Origin of the sequence: Streptomyces sp. 3214.6, from assembly GCF_900129855.1 — a bacterium.
Classification (GTDB): domain Bacteria; phylum Actinomycetota; class Actinomycetes; order Streptomycetales; family Streptomycetaceae; genus Streptomyces; species Streptomyces soliscabiei.
This window is the reverse complement of the sequence record NZ_LT670819.1, coordinates 4,229,934-4,246,980: the sequence shown is the minus strand read 5'-3', so window position 1 is coordinate 4,246,980 and position 17,047 is coordinate 4,229,934. Positions and strand designations below refer to the sequence as shown.

The window sequence follows — 17,047 nt, the reverse complement described above, 5'->3', positions numbered from 1 at the left end:
CGTGCACGCCTGAACGCGTGCACGCCTGAACGCGTGCACGCGTGACAGGGGTCGGGACCCTTCACTCATCTGTCGCTCATCATGGCCGCGACGACCCTCGACGAGGCGCTCGACCGGTTGGCGGCCCGCTGAACGCGGGCACGGCCGGGCGCTGTGGCAGCAACTGGGTCAGGGCGAAGGACACCACCGCCGCGAGCACGACGAGCGCCACCGTGTCCACGTTGCCCAGCAGCAGGACGACCAGCACCGCGCTGCTGACGGGCAGCCGCAGGGCCGCCGTCACGGACGCCGCCATCCCGGCGGCCATCGCCGGCACCAGACCGAAGCCCGGCAGCGGTGCCAGCAGGGTTCCGGCCGCCCCGCCCAGGAACAGCGCGGGGAACACGGGACCGCCGCGCAGGCTGCCCAGACAGAGCGCGTAGGCGAGCCCCTTGAACACCAGCACCGCGACGAGCGCGCCCACGGACCAGGCGTGCGCGTCCTGCGCCAGCTTCGCCAGCGTGCTCTCCCCGGACAGCGCGGCCTCGGCGGGGGTGCGGCCCGTGGAAACGGCGTAGAGGGCGGTGCAGCACGCCACGCCGAGCGCGCACAGGGTGGTGTTCCGTACCGTCCAGGACGTCACGAAGCGGGCCGTGTATCTGCCGACCACGAAGATCCAGTGGATCAGGAAAGCGAGCGCGGGCGCGATCAGCAGGACCCACAGGACGTCCGCCCAGTCGAGCGGCGGCGGCTTGGGCAGCCCGATGTCCAGGCTCCCGGCCTGCAGACCGGTCCAGTGGACGAACCCGGTGAAGACCAGGTCGCCGACCCCGCTGGACAGCAGCACGGGCAGCATCACCGCGAACAGTTGCGGCCCGCCCACCCCGGCCACCTCCATCAGGAGCACCGCGCCCACCAGCGGGTTCCCGAAGAGCGCCGAGATCGCCGCGGCGGCGCCGGCCGCGCCGAGCAACGCCGTGCCCGCCTCCGTCCGCGGCGCTCGTACGAAGCTCGCGAAGAGCAGGGCCAGACCGCCGCCCAGGGCGATCAGCGGCGCTTCCGGACCGAGCACGGCGCCGAGCGGCAGACCGGCCAGGGCGGCGATGAGCACCCCGGGCAGCGCCTCCTTCGTGGCCCCGCCCGAGTGCAGACCGCCGACGGGAAGGTGCCCGCCGCGCCCGGGCAGCCGCGCCACCACCAGCCCCACGACCACACCGGCCACCAGCAGCAGCGGGAACCCCCACCACCACGGCGCCTGCTTCCAGCCCAGGTCCTTGGGCCAGTCCGTCCAGATCAGCCGTTCCAGCCGGTTGACCGTCACGAGGAACCAGAAGGCGATCAGCGCCACCGGAACACCGATCAGACCGCAGAAGACCAGGGCCCTGCGGTATTCGGGCTGCCGCAGCATGGTCCCCAGCAGGTCGGCTTCCGGCGGCTGGCTGCCCCGCGCGGGCGCGGTGGGCGCGTCTGGCTTCGTCCCGGCGATGGGGTCCTCCTGGACTCGTCGACTCGGCAGGCGATTTCCCCGTTTTCCCCCTTATTTCGGCACGAGGTTATCCGCCCGCTCGGTCCGCGCCCGGCGGGACCGTGGCGTCTGCGTGTCGCTTCTTCGGGGACAGGCGGAGTGTCGTCACATTCGAGGGGCCGCCGGTGTCTTCATGTCGGACGGACCGACAACCCAGGAGGACACCATGGCGCTCCGCGTCCCGAAGGCCGAGCTCCCCGTCGAGCTCGAGGAAAACATGATCAAGCAGCTCGGCGCCGTGCCCGAGAACGTCGAGGTGTTGTGGCACAGCCCCCAAGTCGCTCAGGACAGCTTGCAGTTCGGGGGCAAGGTGGGCGCGTGGGGCGCGGCCGACGCGAGCCTCAAGTCGTTCGCGCACATGGCCGTCGCGACACAGGTCGGCTGCAGCTGGTGCCTCGACGTCGGCTACTTCCAGGCGCGGAACGAGAACCTGGACCTGGCCAAGGCGAGCCAGGTGCCGCGCTGGCGGGAGTCGGAGGTGTTCACGCCGCTGGAACGGGACGTGATGGCGTACGCCGAGGCCATGACGAACACGCCGCCGACCGTCACCGACGAACAGCACGCGAGCCTGCTGGAGCGGCTCGGCGCGGCGGCGATGGTCGAGCTCACCGCGTTCGTCGCGTACGTCAACCTGGCGACCAGGGCCAACGTGGCGAACGGCGTCACGTCGCAGGGCTTCTCCGCCGCGTGCGAGATCCCGCTGGCCACGCGCTCTCCCGCGCCCTCCGGCGTGGCGTCCGGAGTGACGCCGGGCGGGGCGTCGGCGGTATGACCGGCGAGGATCCCTTCGTCGTCCATCGCCGGCTGCTGTTCACGGTCGCCTACGAGATGCTCGGTTCGGTGGCCGACGCGGAGGACGTGCTGCAGGAGTCCTGGCTGCGGTGGGCCGACGTCGACCGCGCGGGGGTACGGGATCCGCGGGCGTACCTCGTGCGGATCGTCACCCGGCAGGCGCTCAACCGACTGCGGACGGTGGCGCGCAGCCGCGAGGACTACGTCGGCGAGTGGCTGCCGGAACCCCTGTTGACCAGCCCTGATGTCGCCGAGGACGTCGAACTCGCGGAGAGCGTCTCGATCGCGCTGCTGACCGTGCTCGAAACGCTCGGGCCGACGGAGCGTGCGGTGTTCGTGCTCCGTGAGGTCTTCGACCTGTCGTACGGCGAGATCGCCGCGGCCGTCGGGAAGTCCGCGGCCGCGGTGCGGCAGATCGCGCGGCGGGCCCGCGACCATGTGGCGGCCCGGCGGCCCCGGATGCGGGTGAGCCGGACGGAGCAACAGGCCGTGGTGGAACGGTTCCTGGCCGCCCTGCGCACCGGGCAGGTGCGGGAGCTGCTGGACATCATGGCGCCGGACGTGGTGCTGGTCGCGGACGGCGGCGGGTTCGCGGCTGCCGCTCTGACACCGATCCACGGGGCCGCGACGGTGGCGGCGGTGCTCGCGCGCGCCGACCGGGTGACGGCCGCGTTCGAGACGACGACCGTGTGGCTCAACGGCGCGCCCGCGGGCCGGTTCGAGGTCGACGGCGAGCCGACCGCGGTGAGCCTCGTGGTGGAGAACGGCCGAGTCACCCGCGTCTTCCTGATGAGGAACCCGCGGAAGCTGACGCGGCTGGACGTACCGGCCGAACTCGCCAGGTGAGCCCGCCGGCGCCTACTTCGCCGCGAGGAGGGCCTCGATGGCCGGGGCGAGGCCGTCTTCTGTCTCGCCCCGGGTGAGGGCGGTCACCGCCGGGAGACGCAGCAGGTAGCGGATCAGTCCGAGGCCGAGGAGCTGGGCGGAGACCAGTCCGGCCCGGCGTCGGGCGGTTTCCGGGCCCAGGGCGGCGGCCGGCGTCGGGCAGATTCCGGGCCCAGGGCGGCGGCCGGCGTCGGGGCGATCTGGCCACGCGGCGCCCGCACCATCGCGCTTTCCCTGCTCGGCCACACCGCCCTGCCCAAGAAGCTCGCCACCGAACTCGCCGAGCTCAACTACCGCTGAGCCCACAGCCGATCCGATCCGACGGAGACTTCCTGAGGCCGGCGGGTGGTGTGGCGGAAGATTGGCAATCTGCTGGTCTCCCGCTCTCCGTCTGCTGGGCTGTCTCTCGACCGCGGGTTCCTAGGGTCGTTGGCATCCCCCGGAGGTCCGGTGCACCGGCCTCCGAACCCGCAAGTGATTCCCCAGTGTTTGGAGACACCCCGATGCGTGCTCTGCCTCGTCGTGCCGTGCTGGCCGCTCCCGCCGCCGCGCTGATGTTCGCGCTCGTCGCCTGCGGCGGTTCCGACTCCGGCTCCGACGCTTCCAGTGCCGCGGACACCCAGCAGTCGGCCCAGAGCGCGGGCGGCGCCCAGGCGGCCGGTGAGGAGACAGCTCTGCTCCACCGCCAAGCCCGAAACCGGCGGTACACCTGTCATCTTGTCTCCCGGATCTGGCGCACGCTGCGGACAACAAGATCTGGTTGAGCGTAATGGACGTAGTGGTCGGTGCTGTCGGCGACGAGCAGCCGGCCGCGGCTTGACAGGGCGGCGAGCCGACGCTGTGCCTCGATCGCTCCCGGCGGCTGTCCGGCCGCGGCGATGACCAGGACCGGCTTGTCGCCCCAGGCTCCGGGGCGGACGGTCGCCTGCACCTCACGGGCGCTGTCCACGCTGGCGGCAGCCTCGGCACCGGCCGCAGTCAGGGAACCGGGCCCGTAGACAACAGGCCTGTCCCGGCGCGCCTGCGGCGGGGCGTTGTCAGGAATCAGAGCGCCCCCGAACAGCCGCACCGCGCCGAGACGGGCTGCCCAGCTCTCGAGCGTGAACTGCGCGGTGAGCAGTGGTTTGGCGGTCTTCAGCGCGGTGATGGCGTTCTCGTCGCTGACGTCCAGGAGCACCAGCCCGGCGGTGAGGTGGGGCCAGCGGTCGGTGAACAGCCGCACGACATGTCCGCCGTAGGAGTGCGCGACCAGGACGTACGGCCCCGGCTCACCGGCCCTCTCGAGCAGGCGGTGCAACTCCTCGGCTTCCCGGCCTGCTGTACGAGGGCTCGGTCCGGGCTCGCTCCACGCGTAGCCCGCGCGGTCGTAGCTGCAGACACGCCCGCCGTCGGACAACTGCTCCTGGACGGTCGCCCACCCAGCCGACGATTCTCCCAGGCCTGCTTCGAGCACCACGGTGCGCCCGCCGGTGCCTGTGCAGTGGAGGTGGAGCCGGTACCCACCGACATCGACCAGCCGCCCCGGTGCCGGATACCGCTGCTCGTCCTCGCGTTCGGCCAGCCCCTCGTACGTCGCGCCGACCGCCCCGACCACCACCGCCGGCACCACAAGGCCCAGCGCCACGCGCCTCAGGCGCCGTACCCATCTTCGGCGGCCCGCCCGTGCGCCGCCCGGTGCCGGGTCGTCCGCCCGCGGTGCGGCCGAGTGGTCGTCGGGGTTCGGGTTGCGGCTCATCGGGTCAGTTCTCCGAGGGCGAGGTGTTGGGCGTGGGCTGGGTGTGCGGCGATGGAGCATGGTGCGCTCGCCATGCGGTCCGCCGGGTCGTACGGCCGTGGTGACCAGTGGTCGGTGTGCGTCGGCGATCCTGCTTGCGCAGCAGCAGAGCCCAGTAACCGACGGCGGCGCAGCATCCGAGAACCGTGCAGGCGGCCCACAGGGCATCGGCGCCGAAGCGGTCGATGACGACGCCGGCGCACAGGGGCGCGGCCATGGTTGCGGTGGCCCAGGACAGTGCGTGGACGCCCTGGTAGCGGCCTCGGGCGGTGCTTGGGGAGAGCCGTGCGATCAGGCCCATGTTCACCGGTGAGTGCACGATTTCGCCGAGGGTCCACACGACCACGGCGACGGCGTATACGGCGGCGCCGCCGGCGAGCGTGTTGAGGCCGAAGCCGCCTGCGCACAGCAAGGAGGCGATGACGAGCGGACGGCCCGGCTCCAGCCGTTCGAGTCGGCGGCCGAGCGGCAGTTGCAGGACGACGATGAGGATGCCGTTCAGGCTCATCACCAGGCCGTACTGGGCCGGGGTGAGACCGCTGCCGTCCATGGCCACCGGCAGTCCGACAGCCGCCTGCTGGAACACCATGATCAGAAGGAAGGACAGGCCGACGGCCACCAGGAACGGTCTGTCCCGCAGCACCGTCCGGAATCCGGTTCCTCTCTCCTCGACGGCTTCTTCCCCGGCGTCCACCGAGCGGGTCTTGGTCTCCGGAAGCCTGGCGGCGAGCACGAGCGCGGAGAGCAGCGTCGCTGCCGCCTCGGTGAGGAACAGCCACCGGTATCCGTAGGAGGAGAGGAATCCGGCACTCGCCGCGGCGATGCCGAAGCCGATGTTGACGGCCCAGTAGTACAGCGAGAACGCCCGTACCCGGTCCTTGGGGGAGACCACATCGGACATGACGGTCTGCACCACGGGGCGGGAGGCGCTGCTCGCCGCGCCGGCCGCGCACGCGAGCGCCGCGATCAGCAAGGGCGTGGACGCGAAGCCCAGGGCTGCGGTCAGCCCGGCCGCCGCCACCTGCGTGATCAGCAGCGTGGCACGCCGCCCCACTCGGTCGGCCAGCACTCCGGCCACCAGCGAGGCCACCGCGCCGCCTGCTCCGAAGAGCGCCGCGACGAAACCCGCGAAGCTCGCCGTGTAGCCGCGTTCCGCGGTCAGATACAAGACCAGGAACGGGGCGACGAAGGAGCCGAGGCGAATGATCAGAGTGCTCGTCCACAACCACCAAAAAGGCCGCGGCAGCCCGGAAACGGTTTCTCTCATCTGCGGCTGGCCGCGACTGTGTGCGGGGCGTCGGCCGTGGAGCGGTCCGCGTACGTGGGTGGGAGGTGACCCGTCCCGATGTCGATGAGGTCTCGCCGCCATGCGGCTTCCCCGGCCAGCTCTCCGGTCTCCCGGTACTGGCGGACCTGTGGCGCGTCGGACAGGGCCTCGGCGGCTTCGTCGACGGGAACGGAGCGAAAGCCGAGCCGCTCCCACCAGGGCCCAGCGCCCGTGGAGAACAGGTACGCCGTACGTCCGCCCTGCGCGGCGGCCTCCGCGAGGGCGCTTTCGACCAGCCGCCGGGCAGCTCCGCAGCCCCGGAGATCGGGGCGGACCGCGACGCTGCGCAGCAGCACGCGGTGGCCCTGCCGTTCCAGGCCCATGGCCATGGCCGGCCCGGCCGCGTCCCTGGTGAGCCAGTACCGGGTGCCGGGCGCGAGGACGTCCTGGGGCGAGAGGCCCTGGTCCGTGAGGAAGGCCACCAGTTCTTCCCTGTCCTCGGGCCCCGCCTCGGGCAGCGGCAGGGGCTTGGCGTAGCAGCGGCTGAGTGTCTTGTGCTGGTAGGGCGGGTAGTTGGGGATCTGCGTGTAGCCGGCGCGGGTGTACAGCGCGATGGCCTCGGGCTGGTGGACGGCCGTCTCCAGGCGTATCGCCGAGTGGCCGAGGGCGGTGGCAGTGCGCTCGGCCTCGGCCAGGAGGCGAGCGGCGATTCCCCGGCCGCGGACCTGTGGTGCGACGTACATGCGCTTCAGTTCGGCGGCCGTGTCCAGGGACGGGAAGGGCTGTACGGCGCAGCAGCCGACCGGTCGGCCGTCGACTTCGGCGAGCAGGAAGCGGATGCCGGGGTCGATGTGGGCGCCGCCGGTGCAGGACTCGTCGGGATAGCGGGCCGCGAGGTCGGCGTCGAGGTCGCGCACCAGCCGTCGGATCCTCGGGTCGTCGGCCGCGACGGCGGTGATGATCGGGTCGGGGGAGGTCACGGTGTGCGGTTCCCTTCGAGGATCAAGTCGAGCTGGGTCTCCAGGACGCGTCGCTGGAGGGCGGGGGGATAGGCGTCCGGGTCGGTCACGGCGTTCAGCGCGAGGCCGTCGAGACACGCCACGAGGCTGCGCACCCGGGTGTCGAGCTCCGCTGGTTCCGGGCGGTCCGGGCAGGCGGCCTGCACCAGGGCGGTGAGGCGGTCGATCCAGGAGGCGTGGCTGCGGGTGTGCTCGGCGAGCAGGGCGGGGTCGTTGCGGGTGCTGAGGAGGAACTGGGACCAGACGACGGCCTCCAGGTGCCGCTCGTCGTCCAGCGGCAGGGCCTGCTCGGCCACCACGTACAGGGCGTCCCGGGCACTCTCGCCGGTGGGAAGGGTTTCGATCCGCGCCGCCATCCGGCGGTGCATCTCGGTGCGGGCGTGGGCCAGCAGTTCCTTCTTCCCGGCGAAGTAGTGGGTGACCATCCCCGTGGTGCAGCCCGCAGCGGTCGCGACCGCGCGCAGGGTCAGCCCCTCCAGGCCACTGTTCGAGACGACCCGCCACACAGCCTGGGAGATCGCCTCCCGCCGCTCTTCGTGGTCGACCTGCCGTGGCATCCGGCACCCCTCCTTCGCGTAACTGCTGTTACGTAACCGTTGTTACGGTATCACACCGCTACTTCAGTGCCTGTGTGAGCCTGACCCTTGGATCTTCGGGGCGGGCCTGGGCCGGCGGCGTGTCTGTGGCCGCCGGGCCCGGTCCAGTGAGATGCCCACTGCATATCCGCCATCCGGTCGACAACGGCATAAAGTGGCGCGCGGTGCTGGGCCGCCGTCGGAGTGGTCGGCTGTCGCCGCCGCGCCGCCTCACGGTCTGCGGCACCCCCGCTTGCCGTGAGGGTTCGCAACCTCGCACGATTCGCGAAGGAGACGGTCCGCTGTGGACGCCATCGACGAGAAGATCATCGCCGAGCTGACCCGCAACGGCCGCGTCTCGCACTCCGAACTGGCCGCCAGAGTGCTGCTGTCCCTGCAACGCCGTGCGCCAGCGCATCGAACGGCTTGAGCGCGAGGGACACATCGCCGACTACACCATCGTCCGCGCAGGCGGTGACACCGGCGACGTCGTATCCGCGCTTGGATTCGTCTACCGCCAGGACCACGTTCACCTTGTCCAGGGTGGTCAACCGCACGCGAGGAGAACACGGGCCGGCGGCAGCGGAGTGAGCAGCCCGAGGACCTGCTCCCGGCCGCTCAGAGAGTCTCGCTCGGGGCGGAAGGCGGTCAACGCACCGCGTTGGTGATGTGGTTGACGCAGACGACCTTGGGCTGGGTCATCTCCTCGAAGGTGAAGCGCACGCCCTCGCGGCCCATGCTGCCGTACTTGAACCCGCCGAACGGCATGGCGTCGAAGCGGTAGTCGGACGAGTCGTTGATCATGACTCCGCCTGCTTCGAGCAGCCGGGCCGCGTTCAGGGCACGGTCCAGGCGCGAGGTGGAGATGCCCGTGTGGAGGCTGTAGTCGATCGCGTTGGCCTGCTCGATGCCGTCGTCGAAGGACGTGAACGGCAGCAGCACGACGACCGGGGCGAACACCTCCTCCTGCCAGATCGAGCAGGTCGCCGGGACGTCTTCCAGGACGGTCGGCGCGTACAGGGCGCCGGTGGAGTGGTTGCCGCACAGCAGCACCGCGCCCTCGGCCACCGCCGTGTCGACCTTGGCCCGCGTGGCGGCCGCGGCCTCCTGGGTGATCATGGGGCCGACATCCGTGCGCTCATCCAGCGGTCCCCGATGCGCAGCAGCCTGGTGCGGGCGACGAAGGCGTCACGGAAGCGCTCGTAGACCTCGCGGGCGAGGGAGTGCCAGTGCCGGAGCACCAGCAGCGCCAGATCACCGACGAGCAGTTCCACGACGCGACGCTGATCTGGAATTACCACCAGATGGGCCACGAGCTGCGGCCCTGCTCGGCGGCGATCGGCCTGGGCAGCCACGACCTCGGGGTCGCGGACGATCCATCCCGACAGCAGTGGCTCACGCTCCCGACGCACCTTCCCCACGGGCGCCCGACGCTGATCAGCCAGGCGCGGCTCGTTGATCCGCGTCGCTCGCGCCGGACGGTGCAACTTCTCGTCCGCCAGTACTACGGCCGCAGTCCCTACTGGGGCGCGGTGGCCGATGTCCTGGACGCGCTCGACGACTCGGACCGTGTGGCAGACGTCGCGAGGGCTTCGACAATCGCCTTGCTCAGCGCTCTCCGCTGGTCGGGGAAGGTGCAGGACAGCACTGCGATCCCGACCCGGCAAGGCCGCTCCGAGCGCCTCGCCGACCTCGCGGCAGCCACCGACAGCACCCACTATCTGTGCGGCACCGGTGGTCTGCGCTACCTCGACGCCCGTCCCTTCGACACCCACGGCATTCTCGTGCTGCCCTTCCACACCCCTGTGGATGACCCGCTCTGGCAGTGGGCCCGCCGATCCAGCAGCCTATGGGCCCTGAGCAAGATCGGACCCGATGCACTGGCCGACCAGCTGGCCGCCCAACGAGAAGCCCACCACCCTGGAGCCCACGCGTGACCGAGCCCACGACCAAGGAACCGGACAAGAAGCCCTTCCTGTACGTCGTCGTCTGCGCGTGCGGCATCGCCGGTGATGTCGGCAAGCTGATCACCACCGCGCAGGAACGGAACTGGGACGTCGGGTCGTCGCCACCGCACAGGGCCTCGGCTTCCTGAACACCGAGGCGATCGAAGCCCAGACCGGCTACCCGATCCGATCGGCCTGGTGCACGCCCGGTGAGCCATGTCCGCTGCCGCCCGCGGACGCGATCGCGCCGGCCACCTTGGCGAGCGAGTGCCCTGGCCGCCTGACGGCCCCCTCCGGCACCAAAAAGGGCGAGGCCCGAAGACCCCGCCCGATCCGCAAGAAATCCCAGGTCACGGCCAAACAAGGCAATAAGGCTGATGCCCCGCCTCATGCAACCGGTGGCTGAAGTCCTGCCACTCGTGCAGCGATTGGGGGCGGGAGGGCGCTGACCTGGGGTTTCGCAGGGGAATGCGCGTTGACCTGGGGAAACTCCTCCTGGTAGTTCTCACGGGTCAACGCCGTTTCCCAGGCTCATGTGCCCTGGATGTGCCCTGGGTGGGGCATCCAGGGCACCTCTGAGACGGATAGGCGCCAGGGCAAGCCATGCGAGGACTACGCCTTCGCTAAGGACGGGTCCGCAGCCGCCGCCTTACGCTCCGCGACAGGTCCCGACGCAGCAAGCAGCAAGGTTGATGACGCCGCACAGAAGATGATCAAGATGGACCAGGGCAGGCGGTCGTCGATCGAGAACAGCGCGGTCAACATGGCCGGAGTGATCACATTGGCCACGCTCCAGGACATCTGGTTCATGCTCAGGTAGCGGCCCAACAGGCTGGGCTTGGCAAGGTTGGTGACGATGATGACACCGGTGGGGGCATGGATCAGCTCGGCGGTGCTGAAGAGTGCCACTGCGACAAAGAACGCCGCGATCAGCGCGAAGGAATCCAGCGTCGAGGCTCCGAGGAAGGCCGCGAAGGACAGCGCCCAGAAGAGGGATGCGGTGTGCATGACTCGCACCTCCCCAGTCCTTTCTATGTACCTCACCATGAAGGGCTGTCCGATGATCAGGAAGGCGGAGTTAAGCGCGAACAGTACGCCTGGCAGCCAGTGGTCCTCAGGTGTGCGGCTCTCGGCGTATAGCGGCAGCAGTACGGCGAGGGAGAGGGTGGTCACGGCGAAGAGGGTGTTGGCCAGTACCACCAGGAGGAACGCTCGATCGGCGAGCAGGGCACGCATGCCCGTCTGCTTCGTCGTCTCGGCGCCGGGCTTCGCCGGTTCGGTCGCTGTTGCGGTGGTGAAGGCTTCTCGCCAGGTCGCAAGGATCGCGGTGACGATGAAGAAGGTGGCCGCGTTCGCCAGCACGACGACCCTGGCGCCGCTGCTGCCATAGGCGACGAGGACGCCGGAGAGAGCGGCGCCCACGCCCAGGCCGATGCTGCGAACGGTCCTGCCGAGGGTGTACCAGCGGGCTCGCTGCTCGCGGCCGCACAGGGCGATGACCATGGCGCTGTTGGCCGGCCAGAAGGCATTGTCGGCCCACCGCACGATTGCCGAAACGATGACCAGCTGCCACACCGCATCGACGCCCATGTAGGCGGCGAAGCCCAGACCGCGGAGTGTGCAGCTGAGGACTGCAATCTTTCCGGGCCCGTATCTGTCGATCAGGGTCCCGGTCTGCGGCCCGCCCAAGAGCGCGATGACCGCACCGATTGAGAGTGCAAGTCCGACTTCGGAGATACCCATGTGAGCGACGGTGACGAAATACACGACCGTGAGCGGCAGGAACATGCCCGTGCCGAGGCTGTCCACCACAGCAATGACCACAAGCCGCTTGCGGTTTCGGGTGTCCGGGAAGCCGAGGCGATTGAGGAGCGCGGGGACGTTCACCGGGATCCCTCCGCAAGGGTTGGCTCGCCGATGATCTTCTGAGCGAGGCGTGCCATACGCCGGCCGTGCTCTGCCGCCGTGAGCAGGTCGGATTCCTCCATGTTCGCTGGCTTCTCGTCCACGTTGCACTGGGCCACCGACCCGAGCCGGTAGCCGAGGCGGTTCAAGTCTGCTGGTGAGCCCTTACTGGTGTTCCATCCGGCCCGCAGTGCTTGACCAACCCAGAGCATGCCGTGCTGGGTGGCCAGGGCGAGCATGAACTGGAGTGCCCCCAGCTTGCCGCCCTCCATGGCCGCCGACGTCGTGAAGCCGGCGGCCAGTTTGTCGGCCCAGGCTGCGGACGGCTGGAATCGGCTGGTTTCTTCGGCGAAGGCTACGAAGGTTGCGGACGGCCCTCCGATGTGGGTGGGTGAGCCGAAGAAGATTCCGTCCGAGCGCGCAAGGATGGCCCAGTCTTCGTCGGTGATCTGCTCAACATCGACCAGATGACTTCGGGCTCCCTGCTCGGCGGCGCCAGCCCCAATGGCCTCCGCTAGTCGGCGGGTGTTGCCACCACGGGAGTGATAAGCCACCGATATGAGATTAGCCATGCGTTCTCCAGTCGAGAGCGGTGCGTCGGTACGTCGCTACGGCCACGTGCATGCGCTCCGGATCGAAGGAGGCATCGAATGCGGCCGCAAGATCGTCTGTGGTGACACTCTGGTAGCTGCGGAGGTACTCGATCAAGTCCCCTTGATTTCCTGGGAGATGAAGGGACGCGAGGCACGCACACAGTCCCTCGCTGGTATCGAGCGACACCACGAGCGCTCCGGTCCGAAGCGTCTGGAGGTCGGACAGTCTCTGCGGACTCACTCCGTGCTTCCGGAGCGACTCGATCGCCGTTCGGGTCAGCGTCAGCGCCTGTTGCGCCTGTGCTGTCGGCACCGAGTACCGCAGGGTGTACATGGACGTGCCGGCAAGGGTGGTCACGGAGGACTGGACGCCATAGGTGAGCCGGTGGTCCTCTCGCAGTGTCACGTTCAGGTCTGAGCGATGTGCACCGGCGAGTGCAGTGAGCGCGAGGTCGGCCGCTGCGCCCAGGGGAGTGCCCCGGGGAGGGACCCGTTGCCCCATGACCACATCGGCAACGCGGCTGTCTGCTGCCTCAATCACCGTGAAGGTCGGCTGGGGCGGTTCCTGCGGTACAAGGTCTTCGGCCGTGGGCGGCTGAGGTGGGCTCCCCTGCAGCACCGAGAGGGTGGTTTGGAGCGCCTGCGAGCCGAAATCTCCGACGATACATAGGGTCGAGCGGCTGGGACTGAGAGCCTGCCCGTGCCAGGCAGGAGGGCTTTCAGCGAGCGTCGGAGGGCACGACAACAGCCCCGCCGCTTGTACCTGGACATGTCGGCGTGCCCGTTCCGCCGGCGCTACGAGGAGAGGCGTGACAGGGGGCGAGGGAATCATTGTCCTGGCAACGCAGGAAGCCAACGCGGACAGCAGCGTGGCGAGTCCGGCCGGGGCACACCGCCCGGTGGCTACGACGGCGTCAATCAGAACCTGGAATTTGACCTTCCCCGTAGGCACGTTGGGGTCGCCCCCCACCATCCGTCCACGCACTGCCTCGTCCAGGGCCAACTCCACAGACTTGGCGATCTGCACGTCGGCAATGGGCGGGCAGACCCACCGCCATCTGAAGTAGGCCATGTCGCCGACAGGCCGGGGAAGCGTCACCAGCGTGAGGCCGTCGCTCTCGGTGACGGTCATCTCGCTGACGAGGTAGGTGTAGTCCCGCGGATCAAGCATTGGCATCCTGGCCCGTCAGCACGAGTTGGGTGAAGGGCTGCTCGGCGAGTTCCTCTGCCGCAATGGCGATGTCCTTGAGGCTGACTTCGCTGATCAGCTGAGACAGCGCAGTGAACCCATCCGGCCAGTCGTGCAGGGTCAGCAGCCATCCCAGCAGGCGGGCCTGGCGTAGCCCTGAATCGATGACCCTGCGATGCAGAGACAGCGTGTCTCGTTTTGCTTGGCTCCAGAGTGCCTGGTCCGGGTCGTTGGCTACTGCGGCCAGGATGCCTTCGAGTACTGCTGAGCAGCGCTGCCGATGATCTGGATGTCGGAGGCGGACGCTCAACCAGGACGTCACCGGGGTTCGCTCCGAGAAGGCGTTGAGTCCGGTCAGACTGGTGCGGATGTCATTGCGGCGCAGCCCGAGACTTGCGTCCTGGACTAGGAGCGAGATCAACATATCCGCCAGGACGACGTGTGAGAGGAAGCGCGCAGGAGCTTTGCCGGGGCTGACGAGCCGGAATCCGAACGCGGCTTCCACGGCGGTTACACCGTCCCTTGTCACCCCGGTGGTGCGTGCGGTTCCCTGGCCGGGCTCTTGCAGGCGCGGCAGACGGAGTGGAGAGCGCTCGACTATGGCCCCGAAGGCTTCGAGACAGGCGAGCGCCTGCTCAATTCGCTGAGGGGTGACGAGAGTGACCGTCGTGTTCTTCGGTGCGGTTGTTGCCCTCAGGTACGAGGTCAGTTCCTCGTTGGCCACTTCCTGGAGGTCCTGGTTGTCCAGGAAGCCGGAGTGCGCATTCGCCGGGTTCGCGTACAGCTCGGCCGGCATGTAGATGTCCGGGAAGCCACCGTTGCCACGCAAGCGAGACAGGACCTCCTGACGGATGATCCGCAGCTGCCGCTCTGTATTGGCGGGAGTGGTCGTCGGATCAGCAAGCCGGGCGGCCTCCGCATCGCATATGGCCGGTAAGGCGTGAATGGGGAACGACGAGAAGAACTGCGTGTAGTCGCGTCCGGTGTAGGCGTTGACGACGCCGCCCAGTGCCTGCACGCGATGCAGATGCCCGGTTGGCGATGAGTCCGAGACGTCGAGCGCCAGGTGCTCGACGAGGTGTGCGATGCCGGGCTTGTCCCATGGCTCAGCGCGGTGCCCCCCACCATGAGTGATGCACAGGGAAGCGCAGCTCCGCAAGGGATCTTGCACGATGCCGACCCTGATCCCGTTGGGTAGCCGGGTATCTACGACGCTGTCGGCGACCGCTCTGAATCGAACGTCGGTCCGCCCAGCCACGTGACTCATGGGCGCGGCTCCTTACACGTGCGGCAGGGGGAAGACGTTGAGGTCCGATTCGTCCAGAGGCTGGTCCCGCCAGCCCAGCTTCACGGCCGCGTTGCGAATGCGGTCGTTACCGAAGAAGGGGAAAGCGGCAGGGAAGTTGGGGACCAGCCCGGGCACGATGACCCTGGCGACATGAAACCCGGAGGCCGCCACGTCGTTCGTCGTCAGGTCAACGCTGATGACTTCAAAGCCCTCACGGGCCAGACGCTCGTGGTAAAGGTCGAAGGAGCGCCGGGGAAGGGAAGGCACCGCCTCCCACTTGCCCTCGGGCAGGTCGGCCGTCCACGGAGCCATGCGCTCCCGTGCCCGCGGATCGAGGTTGATCTGTCCCTGGCACTGCAGGTCGACGACATCGTGGAAGTCCGGGCGGTACGAGTCCATGTAGAGCCGGTCTTCACGGTGCGGTTTCAGGTTGCGGGTATTTTGCAGGCCGAGCTTTGAGAGCTTGTCCGTTGCTTCCTGCGAGAGGAGGTACTCGCTGTTGCCCTGCAGCGTGCACGCCTCAGCCAGCGCCTTCTCCGCCGCGGCGATCCCGGACTCCCGGGCGGCGAAGCCGATCGTGAGGGCGCCAGTCCTCTCGCTCGTCAGCAGCGCAGCGACCACTGGGACGTCGAACTCGTTGTCGATGTTGACGAAGGTCGGGGACAGGTCGTGCGCCTGATCCTGAATCAGTTCGCGGAGCTCGTGGAGGTAGGGCAGCCGGTTCAATGGTTGGGCGTTCGCCCACCACACCATCGAGGCATCGCGCTCGACGATTTCCTCGAGACCGGACGTGAGTGCGTAGTCGTATGAGTCTCCCGCGGCGATACCTGCCAGATTCGGGTAGCCGAACAGCGCTTCTCGCCTCTCCGGGTACTCGTGCCACATCACGTAGACACTGAAGGCTGGCACCCAGATGTCGCGCTGCGCTGTATGTGAGAATCCTTTGACCCACGCGCACTCGGACTGCTCCGTGAATTCCGTGAAAGGAAACCCTTTGGTCGAGTACTGGCGCGGCGAGTACAGTACCAGAGACTTAGGGTGGAGCAGGTTAAGCCCTTTCTTCCTGAGTGCTGCATAAGATCCATATTGGATGTCAGTTCCGGGTTTTATCCAGTTTCCGCAGTATCGTTCAACCGCCTCGCCGATGGCGGATGTGCGGGCGTGGGCTGCGGTTTCCCAAGAGGTGCCGAACGCCTGCCGATCATTGGCCCAGCGGAGAACTCTCCTCATGTCTGCAACATCAACCGCGCAGGAATGAAGCTTGCCGGGAAAGTGGTGCCGGCTGTCTCGGAATTTCACGCGGGTAATGATTCCGGTGTGCCGGTCCACGAGAGGCTTTCGCGGTGGCAGGTATTCGGTATGCGTGTATTTGCGGTGCGGCATCCGAATGACCGGGTGATGCTCGGTGGTGAGATAGAGAGGGTTCATCTCCAGCTCACTCTCATACAGGTCTTGTCGCATGGAGCCAGCCGTCCAGCGTTCCAGTCGTGCAACGACCATGGAGAGCATCCAGTGCAGCTCACTCCGCGTGAGCTGCGGAAGAGCTGACTCCCGGTGAGCCGCGATGGCCTCGAACGCATCCTCGTACACGGCCGCCGCCCGCCGCCGGTCGATCAGATCCCGCACATCAGGACCTTGTCCCGGCCAGATACCCGGCCCCAGCAGCCCGTGACCGAGCTCGAACCTGAAGGACAACCACGGGATGCGCTGTTCTTCACACGCATCGTTGATCGACAACAGCTCCGTGTGGGCCGGCGTTTCGTACAGAGCCAGCAGCACGGGCTCGCCGGAACGGGCGCGGACCTTCTCTGCCCATTCGGCCAGTTCATGCACCTGGACGGCCTGCCATGCCCCGGGCAGCGCATCCAGGTAGCCTGCGGCCTCGCGTCGAAGAACGTCGCTGCCGACCACTGCCACGCTGAGGCCCGAAAGGAAGGGCGTCCCTGGAGCCGGGACGCGGTAGGCGCGAGGGTCGCGGCTGGCACGCACCGGCTGGACACTGCCGTCTTCCTGCAGCTTGGCTGCGATCCGCCCGTACCCTTCGGGGGCTTCGCTCAGCAGCTCGTCCAGGGTATTGGTCCCGTCGAAGCCTGCCAGCCACCGACGGAGCGCCTCGGCCTTCGTTTTTGCGTAGAACTTATTCCCTTGGGGGGTGACGACCAAGGAGCGCTCGTCCGTTATGTGGATGACATCTACCGGGGCGGCAATCACTCGGATATCACCCATGGCAGCCTGATTTCCCATTGAAAGTTCCCCTGTTACATCCACGGCTGGAAGTTGAGACGATGCTCCGGAGTGGCACAGCGCAAG

At 68.4% G+C, this 17,047-nt stretch carries 17 protein-coding genes and 1 pseudogene; 5 read left to right on the top strand and 13 right to left on the bottom strand.

Annotated elements, in window-relative coordinates; genetic code table 11:
• Nucleotides 1-79 precede the first annotated feature (79 nt).
• The gene (locus tag B5557_RS18975; RefSeq protein ID WP_107472608.1) at nucleotides 80-1,387 is read right to left on the bottom strand and encodes a chloride channel protein; all 1,308 of its coding nucleotides are present in this window, start codon (nucleotides 1,385-1,387) and stop codon (nucleotides 80-82) included.
• A 283-nt stretch (nucleotides 1,388-1,670) separates the two neighbouring features.
• Here B5557_RS18975 and B5557_RS18970 point away from each other — a divergent pair, with 283 nt between their 5' ends.
• Both B5557_RS18970 and B5557_RS18965 read left to right on the top strand, forming a co-directional pair.
• Entirely contained in the window at nucleotides 1,671-2,276 is a 606-nt protein-coding gene (locus B5557_RS18970; protein WP_079660586.1) for a carboxymuconolactone decarboxylase family protein, read from the top strand.
• Nucleotides 2,273-3,142: an RNA polymerase sigma-70 factor gene (locus B5557_RS18965; RefSeq protein ID WP_079660585.1), complete on the top strand. Its 870-nt coding sequence runs from the start codon at nucleotides 2,273-2,275 to the stop codon at nucleotides 3,140-3,142. Before B5557_RS18970 ends, B5557_RS18965 begins: the two co-directional genes overlap by 4 nt.
• Before the next feature lie 12 nt (nucleotides 3,143-3,154).
• Here the strand turns inward: B5557_RS18965 and B5557_RS18960 are convergent, their stop codons facing one another.
• The 5 genes from B5557_RS18960 to B5557_RS18940 form a co-directional block, all read right to left on the bottom strand.
• Nucleotides 3,155-3,427 carry a TetR/AcrR family transcriptional regulator gene (locus B5557_RS18960; RefSeq protein ID WP_231976406.1) on the bottom strand — a complete coding sequence of 91 codons (273 nt, stop codon included), beginning with the start codon at nucleotides 3,425-3,427 and terminating at the stop codon, nucleotides 3,155-3,157.
• 466 nt (nucleotides 3,428-3,893) lie between these two features.
• Nucleotides 3,894-4,916 (bottom strand): alpha/beta fold hydrolase, encoded by a 1,023-nt coding sequence (locus tag B5557_RS18955; RefSeq protein WP_099936181.1) that lies wholly within the window; start codon nucleotides 4,914-4,916, stop codon nucleotides 3,894-3,896.
• A 4-nt stretch (nucleotides 4,917-4,920) separates the two neighbouring features.
• Nucleotides 4,921-6,222, bottom strand: coding sequence for an MDR family MFS transporter (locus tag B5557_RS18950; protein ID WP_231976405.1), 1,302 nt, complete (start codon nucleotides 6,220-6,222; stop codon nucleotides 4,921-4,923).
• Entirely contained in the window at nucleotides 6,219-7,202 is a 984-nt protein-coding gene (locus B5557_RS18945; protein ID WP_079660582.1) for a GNAT family N-acetyltransferase, read from the bottom strand. The genes B5557_RS18950 and B5557_RS18945 overlap by 4 nt, the downstream gene beginning before the upstream one ends.
• Nucleotides 7,199-7,798, bottom strand: a complete 600-nt coding sequence (locus tag B5557_RS18940) for a TetR/AcrR family transcriptional regulator (RefSeq protein WP_079660581.1) — start codon at nucleotides 7,796-7,798, stop codon at nucleotides 7,199-7,201. The genes B5557_RS18945 and B5557_RS18940 overlap by 4 nt, the downstream gene beginning before the upstream one ends.
• A 322-nt stretch (nucleotides 7,799-8,120) precedes the next feature.
• Here B5557_RS18940 and B5557_RS45210 point away from each other — a divergent pair, with 322 nt between their 5' ends.
• Nucleotides 8,121-8,246 carry an AsnC family transcriptional regulator gene (locus B5557_RS45210; protein WP_231976404.1) on the top strand — a complete coding sequence of 42 codons (126 nt, stop codon included), beginning with the start codon at nucleotides 8,121-8,123 and terminating at the stop codon, nucleotides 8,244-8,246.
• 218 nt (nucleotides 8,247-8,464) lie between these two features.
• On the opposite strand, the gene B5557_RS18930 is transcribed toward B5557_RS45210, so the two are convergent.
• Entirely contained in the window at nucleotides 8,465-8,935 is a 471-nt protein-coding gene (locus tag B5557_RS18930; protein WP_231976403.1) for an aldehyde dehydrogenase family protein, read from the bottom strand.
• Entirely contained in the window at nucleotides 8,932-9,090 is a 159-nt protein-coding gene (locus tag B5557_RS45205) for a hypothetical protein (protein WP_231976402.1), read from the bottom strand. Before B5557_RS45205 ends, B5557_RS18930 begins: the two co-directional genes overlap by 4 nt.
• Here B5557_RS45205 and B5557_RS18925 point away from each other — a divergent pair.
• Together B5557_RS18925 and B5557_RS18920 are read left to right on the top strand one after the other, a co-directional pair.
• Complete coding sequence (locus tag B5557_RS18925; protein WP_231976401.1) at nucleotides 9,046-9,753, top strand: WbqC family protein; 708 nt, start codon at nucleotides 9,046-9,048, stop codon at nucleotides 9,751-9,753. The two genes, B5557_RS45205 and B5557_RS18925, sit on opposite strands and share 45 nt — an antisense overlap.
• A pseudogene (locus B5557_RS18920) lies at nucleotides 9,750-10,018 on the top strand (flavoprotein); the annotation flags it as partial. The gene B5557_RS18925 and the pseudogene B5557_RS18920, both read left to right, overlap by 4 nt.
• A gap of 356 nt (nucleotides 10,019-10,374) precedes the next feature.
• Here the strand turns inward: B5557_RS18920 and B5557_RS18915 are convergent.
• Genes B5557_RS18915 through B5557_RS18895 form a run of 5 tightly spaced genes read right to left on the bottom strand, consistent with a single transcriptional unit; the run spans nucleotide 10,375 to nucleotide 16,981 of the window.
• The gene (locus B5557_RS18915) at nucleotides 10,375-11,649 is read right to left on the bottom strand and encodes an MFS transporter (protein ID WP_079660579.1); all 1,275 of its coding nucleotides are present in this window, start codon (nucleotides 11,647-11,649) and stop codon (nucleotides 10,375-10,377) included.
• Nucleotides 11,646-12,239 carry a flavodoxin family protein gene (locus tag B5557_RS18910; RefSeq protein ID WP_079660578.1) on the bottom strand — a complete coding sequence of 198 codons (594 nt, stop codon included), beginning with the start codon at nucleotides 12,237-12,239 and terminating at the stop codon, nucleotides 11,646-11,648. The genes B5557_RS18915 and B5557_RS18910 overlap by 4 nt, the downstream gene beginning before the upstream one ends.
• Nucleotides 12,232-13,431, bottom strand: coding sequence for a M16 family metallopeptidase (locus tag B5557_RS18905; protein ID WP_159424395.1), 1,200 nt, complete (start codon nucleotides 13,429-13,431; stop codon nucleotides 12,232-12,234). The genes B5557_RS18910 and B5557_RS18905 overlap by 8 nt, the downstream gene beginning before the upstream one ends.
• Entirely contained in the window at nucleotides 13,424-14,716 is a 1,293-nt protein-coding gene (locus B5557_RS18900) for a M16 family metallopeptidase (RefSeq protein ID WP_079660576.1), read from the bottom strand. The genes B5557_RS18905 and B5557_RS18900 overlap by 8 nt, the downstream gene beginning before the upstream one ends.
• 12 nt (nucleotides 14,717-14,728) lie before the next feature.
• Nucleotides 14,729-16,981 (bottom strand): YcaO-like family protein, encoded by a 2,253-nt coding sequence (locus B5557_RS18895; RefSeq protein WP_079660575.1) that lies wholly within the window; start codon nucleotides 16,979-16,981, stop codon nucleotides 14,729-14,731.
• Nucleotides 16,982-17,047: the final 66 nt, after the last annotated feature.

What these genes read in the sequence shown, in the direction of transcription:
- B5557_RS18975 (WP_107472608.1), bottom strand. Translation starts at nt 1,387, where the DNA reads ATGCTGCGGCAGCCCGAATACCGCAGGGCCCTGGTCTTCTGCGGTCTG.
- B5557_RS18970 (WP_079660586.1), top strand. Translation starts at nt 1,671, where the DNA reads ATGGCGCTCCGCGTCCCGAAGGCCGAGCTCCCCGTCGAGCTCGAGGAA.
- B5557_RS18965 (WP_079660585.1), top strand. Translation starts at nt 2,273, where the DNA reads ATGACCGGCGAGGATCCCTTCGTCGTCCATCGCCGGCTGCTGTTCACG.
- B5557_RS18955 (WP_099936181.1), bottom strand. Translation starts at nt 4,916, where the DNA reads ATGAGCCGCAACCCGAACCCCGACGACCACTCGGCCGCACCGCGGGCG.
- B5557_RS18950 (WP_231976405.1), bottom strand. Translation starts at nt 6,222, where the DNA reads ATGAGAGAAACCGTTTCCGGGCTGCCGCGGCCTTTTTGGTGGTTGTGG.
- B5557_RS18940 (WP_079660581.1), bottom strand. Translation starts at nt 7,798, where the DNA reads ATGCCACGGCAGGTCGACCACGAAGAGCGGCGGGAGGCGATCTCCCAG.
- B5557_RS18930 (WP_231976403.1), bottom strand. Translation starts at nt 8,935, where the DNA reads ATGATCACCCAGGAGGCCGCGGCCGCCACGCGGGCCAAGGTCGACACG.
- B5557_RS18910 (WP_079660578.1), bottom strand. Translation starts at nt 12,239, where the DNA reads ATGGCTAATCTCATATCGGTGGCTTATCACTCCCGTGGTGGCAACACC.
- B5557_RS18905 (WP_159424395.1), bottom strand. Translation starts at nt 13,431, where the DNA reads ATGCTTGATCCGCGGGACTACACCTACCTCGTCAGCGAGATGACCGTC.
- B5557_RS18900 (WP_079660576.1), bottom strand. Translation starts at nt 14,716, where the DNA reads ATGAGTCACGTGGCTGGGCGGACCGACGTTCGATTCAGAGCGGTCGCC.
- B5557_RS18895 (WP_079660575.1), bottom strand. Translation starts at nt 16,981, where the DNA reads ATGGGAAATCAGGCTGCCATGGGTGATATCCGAGTGATTGCCGCCCCG.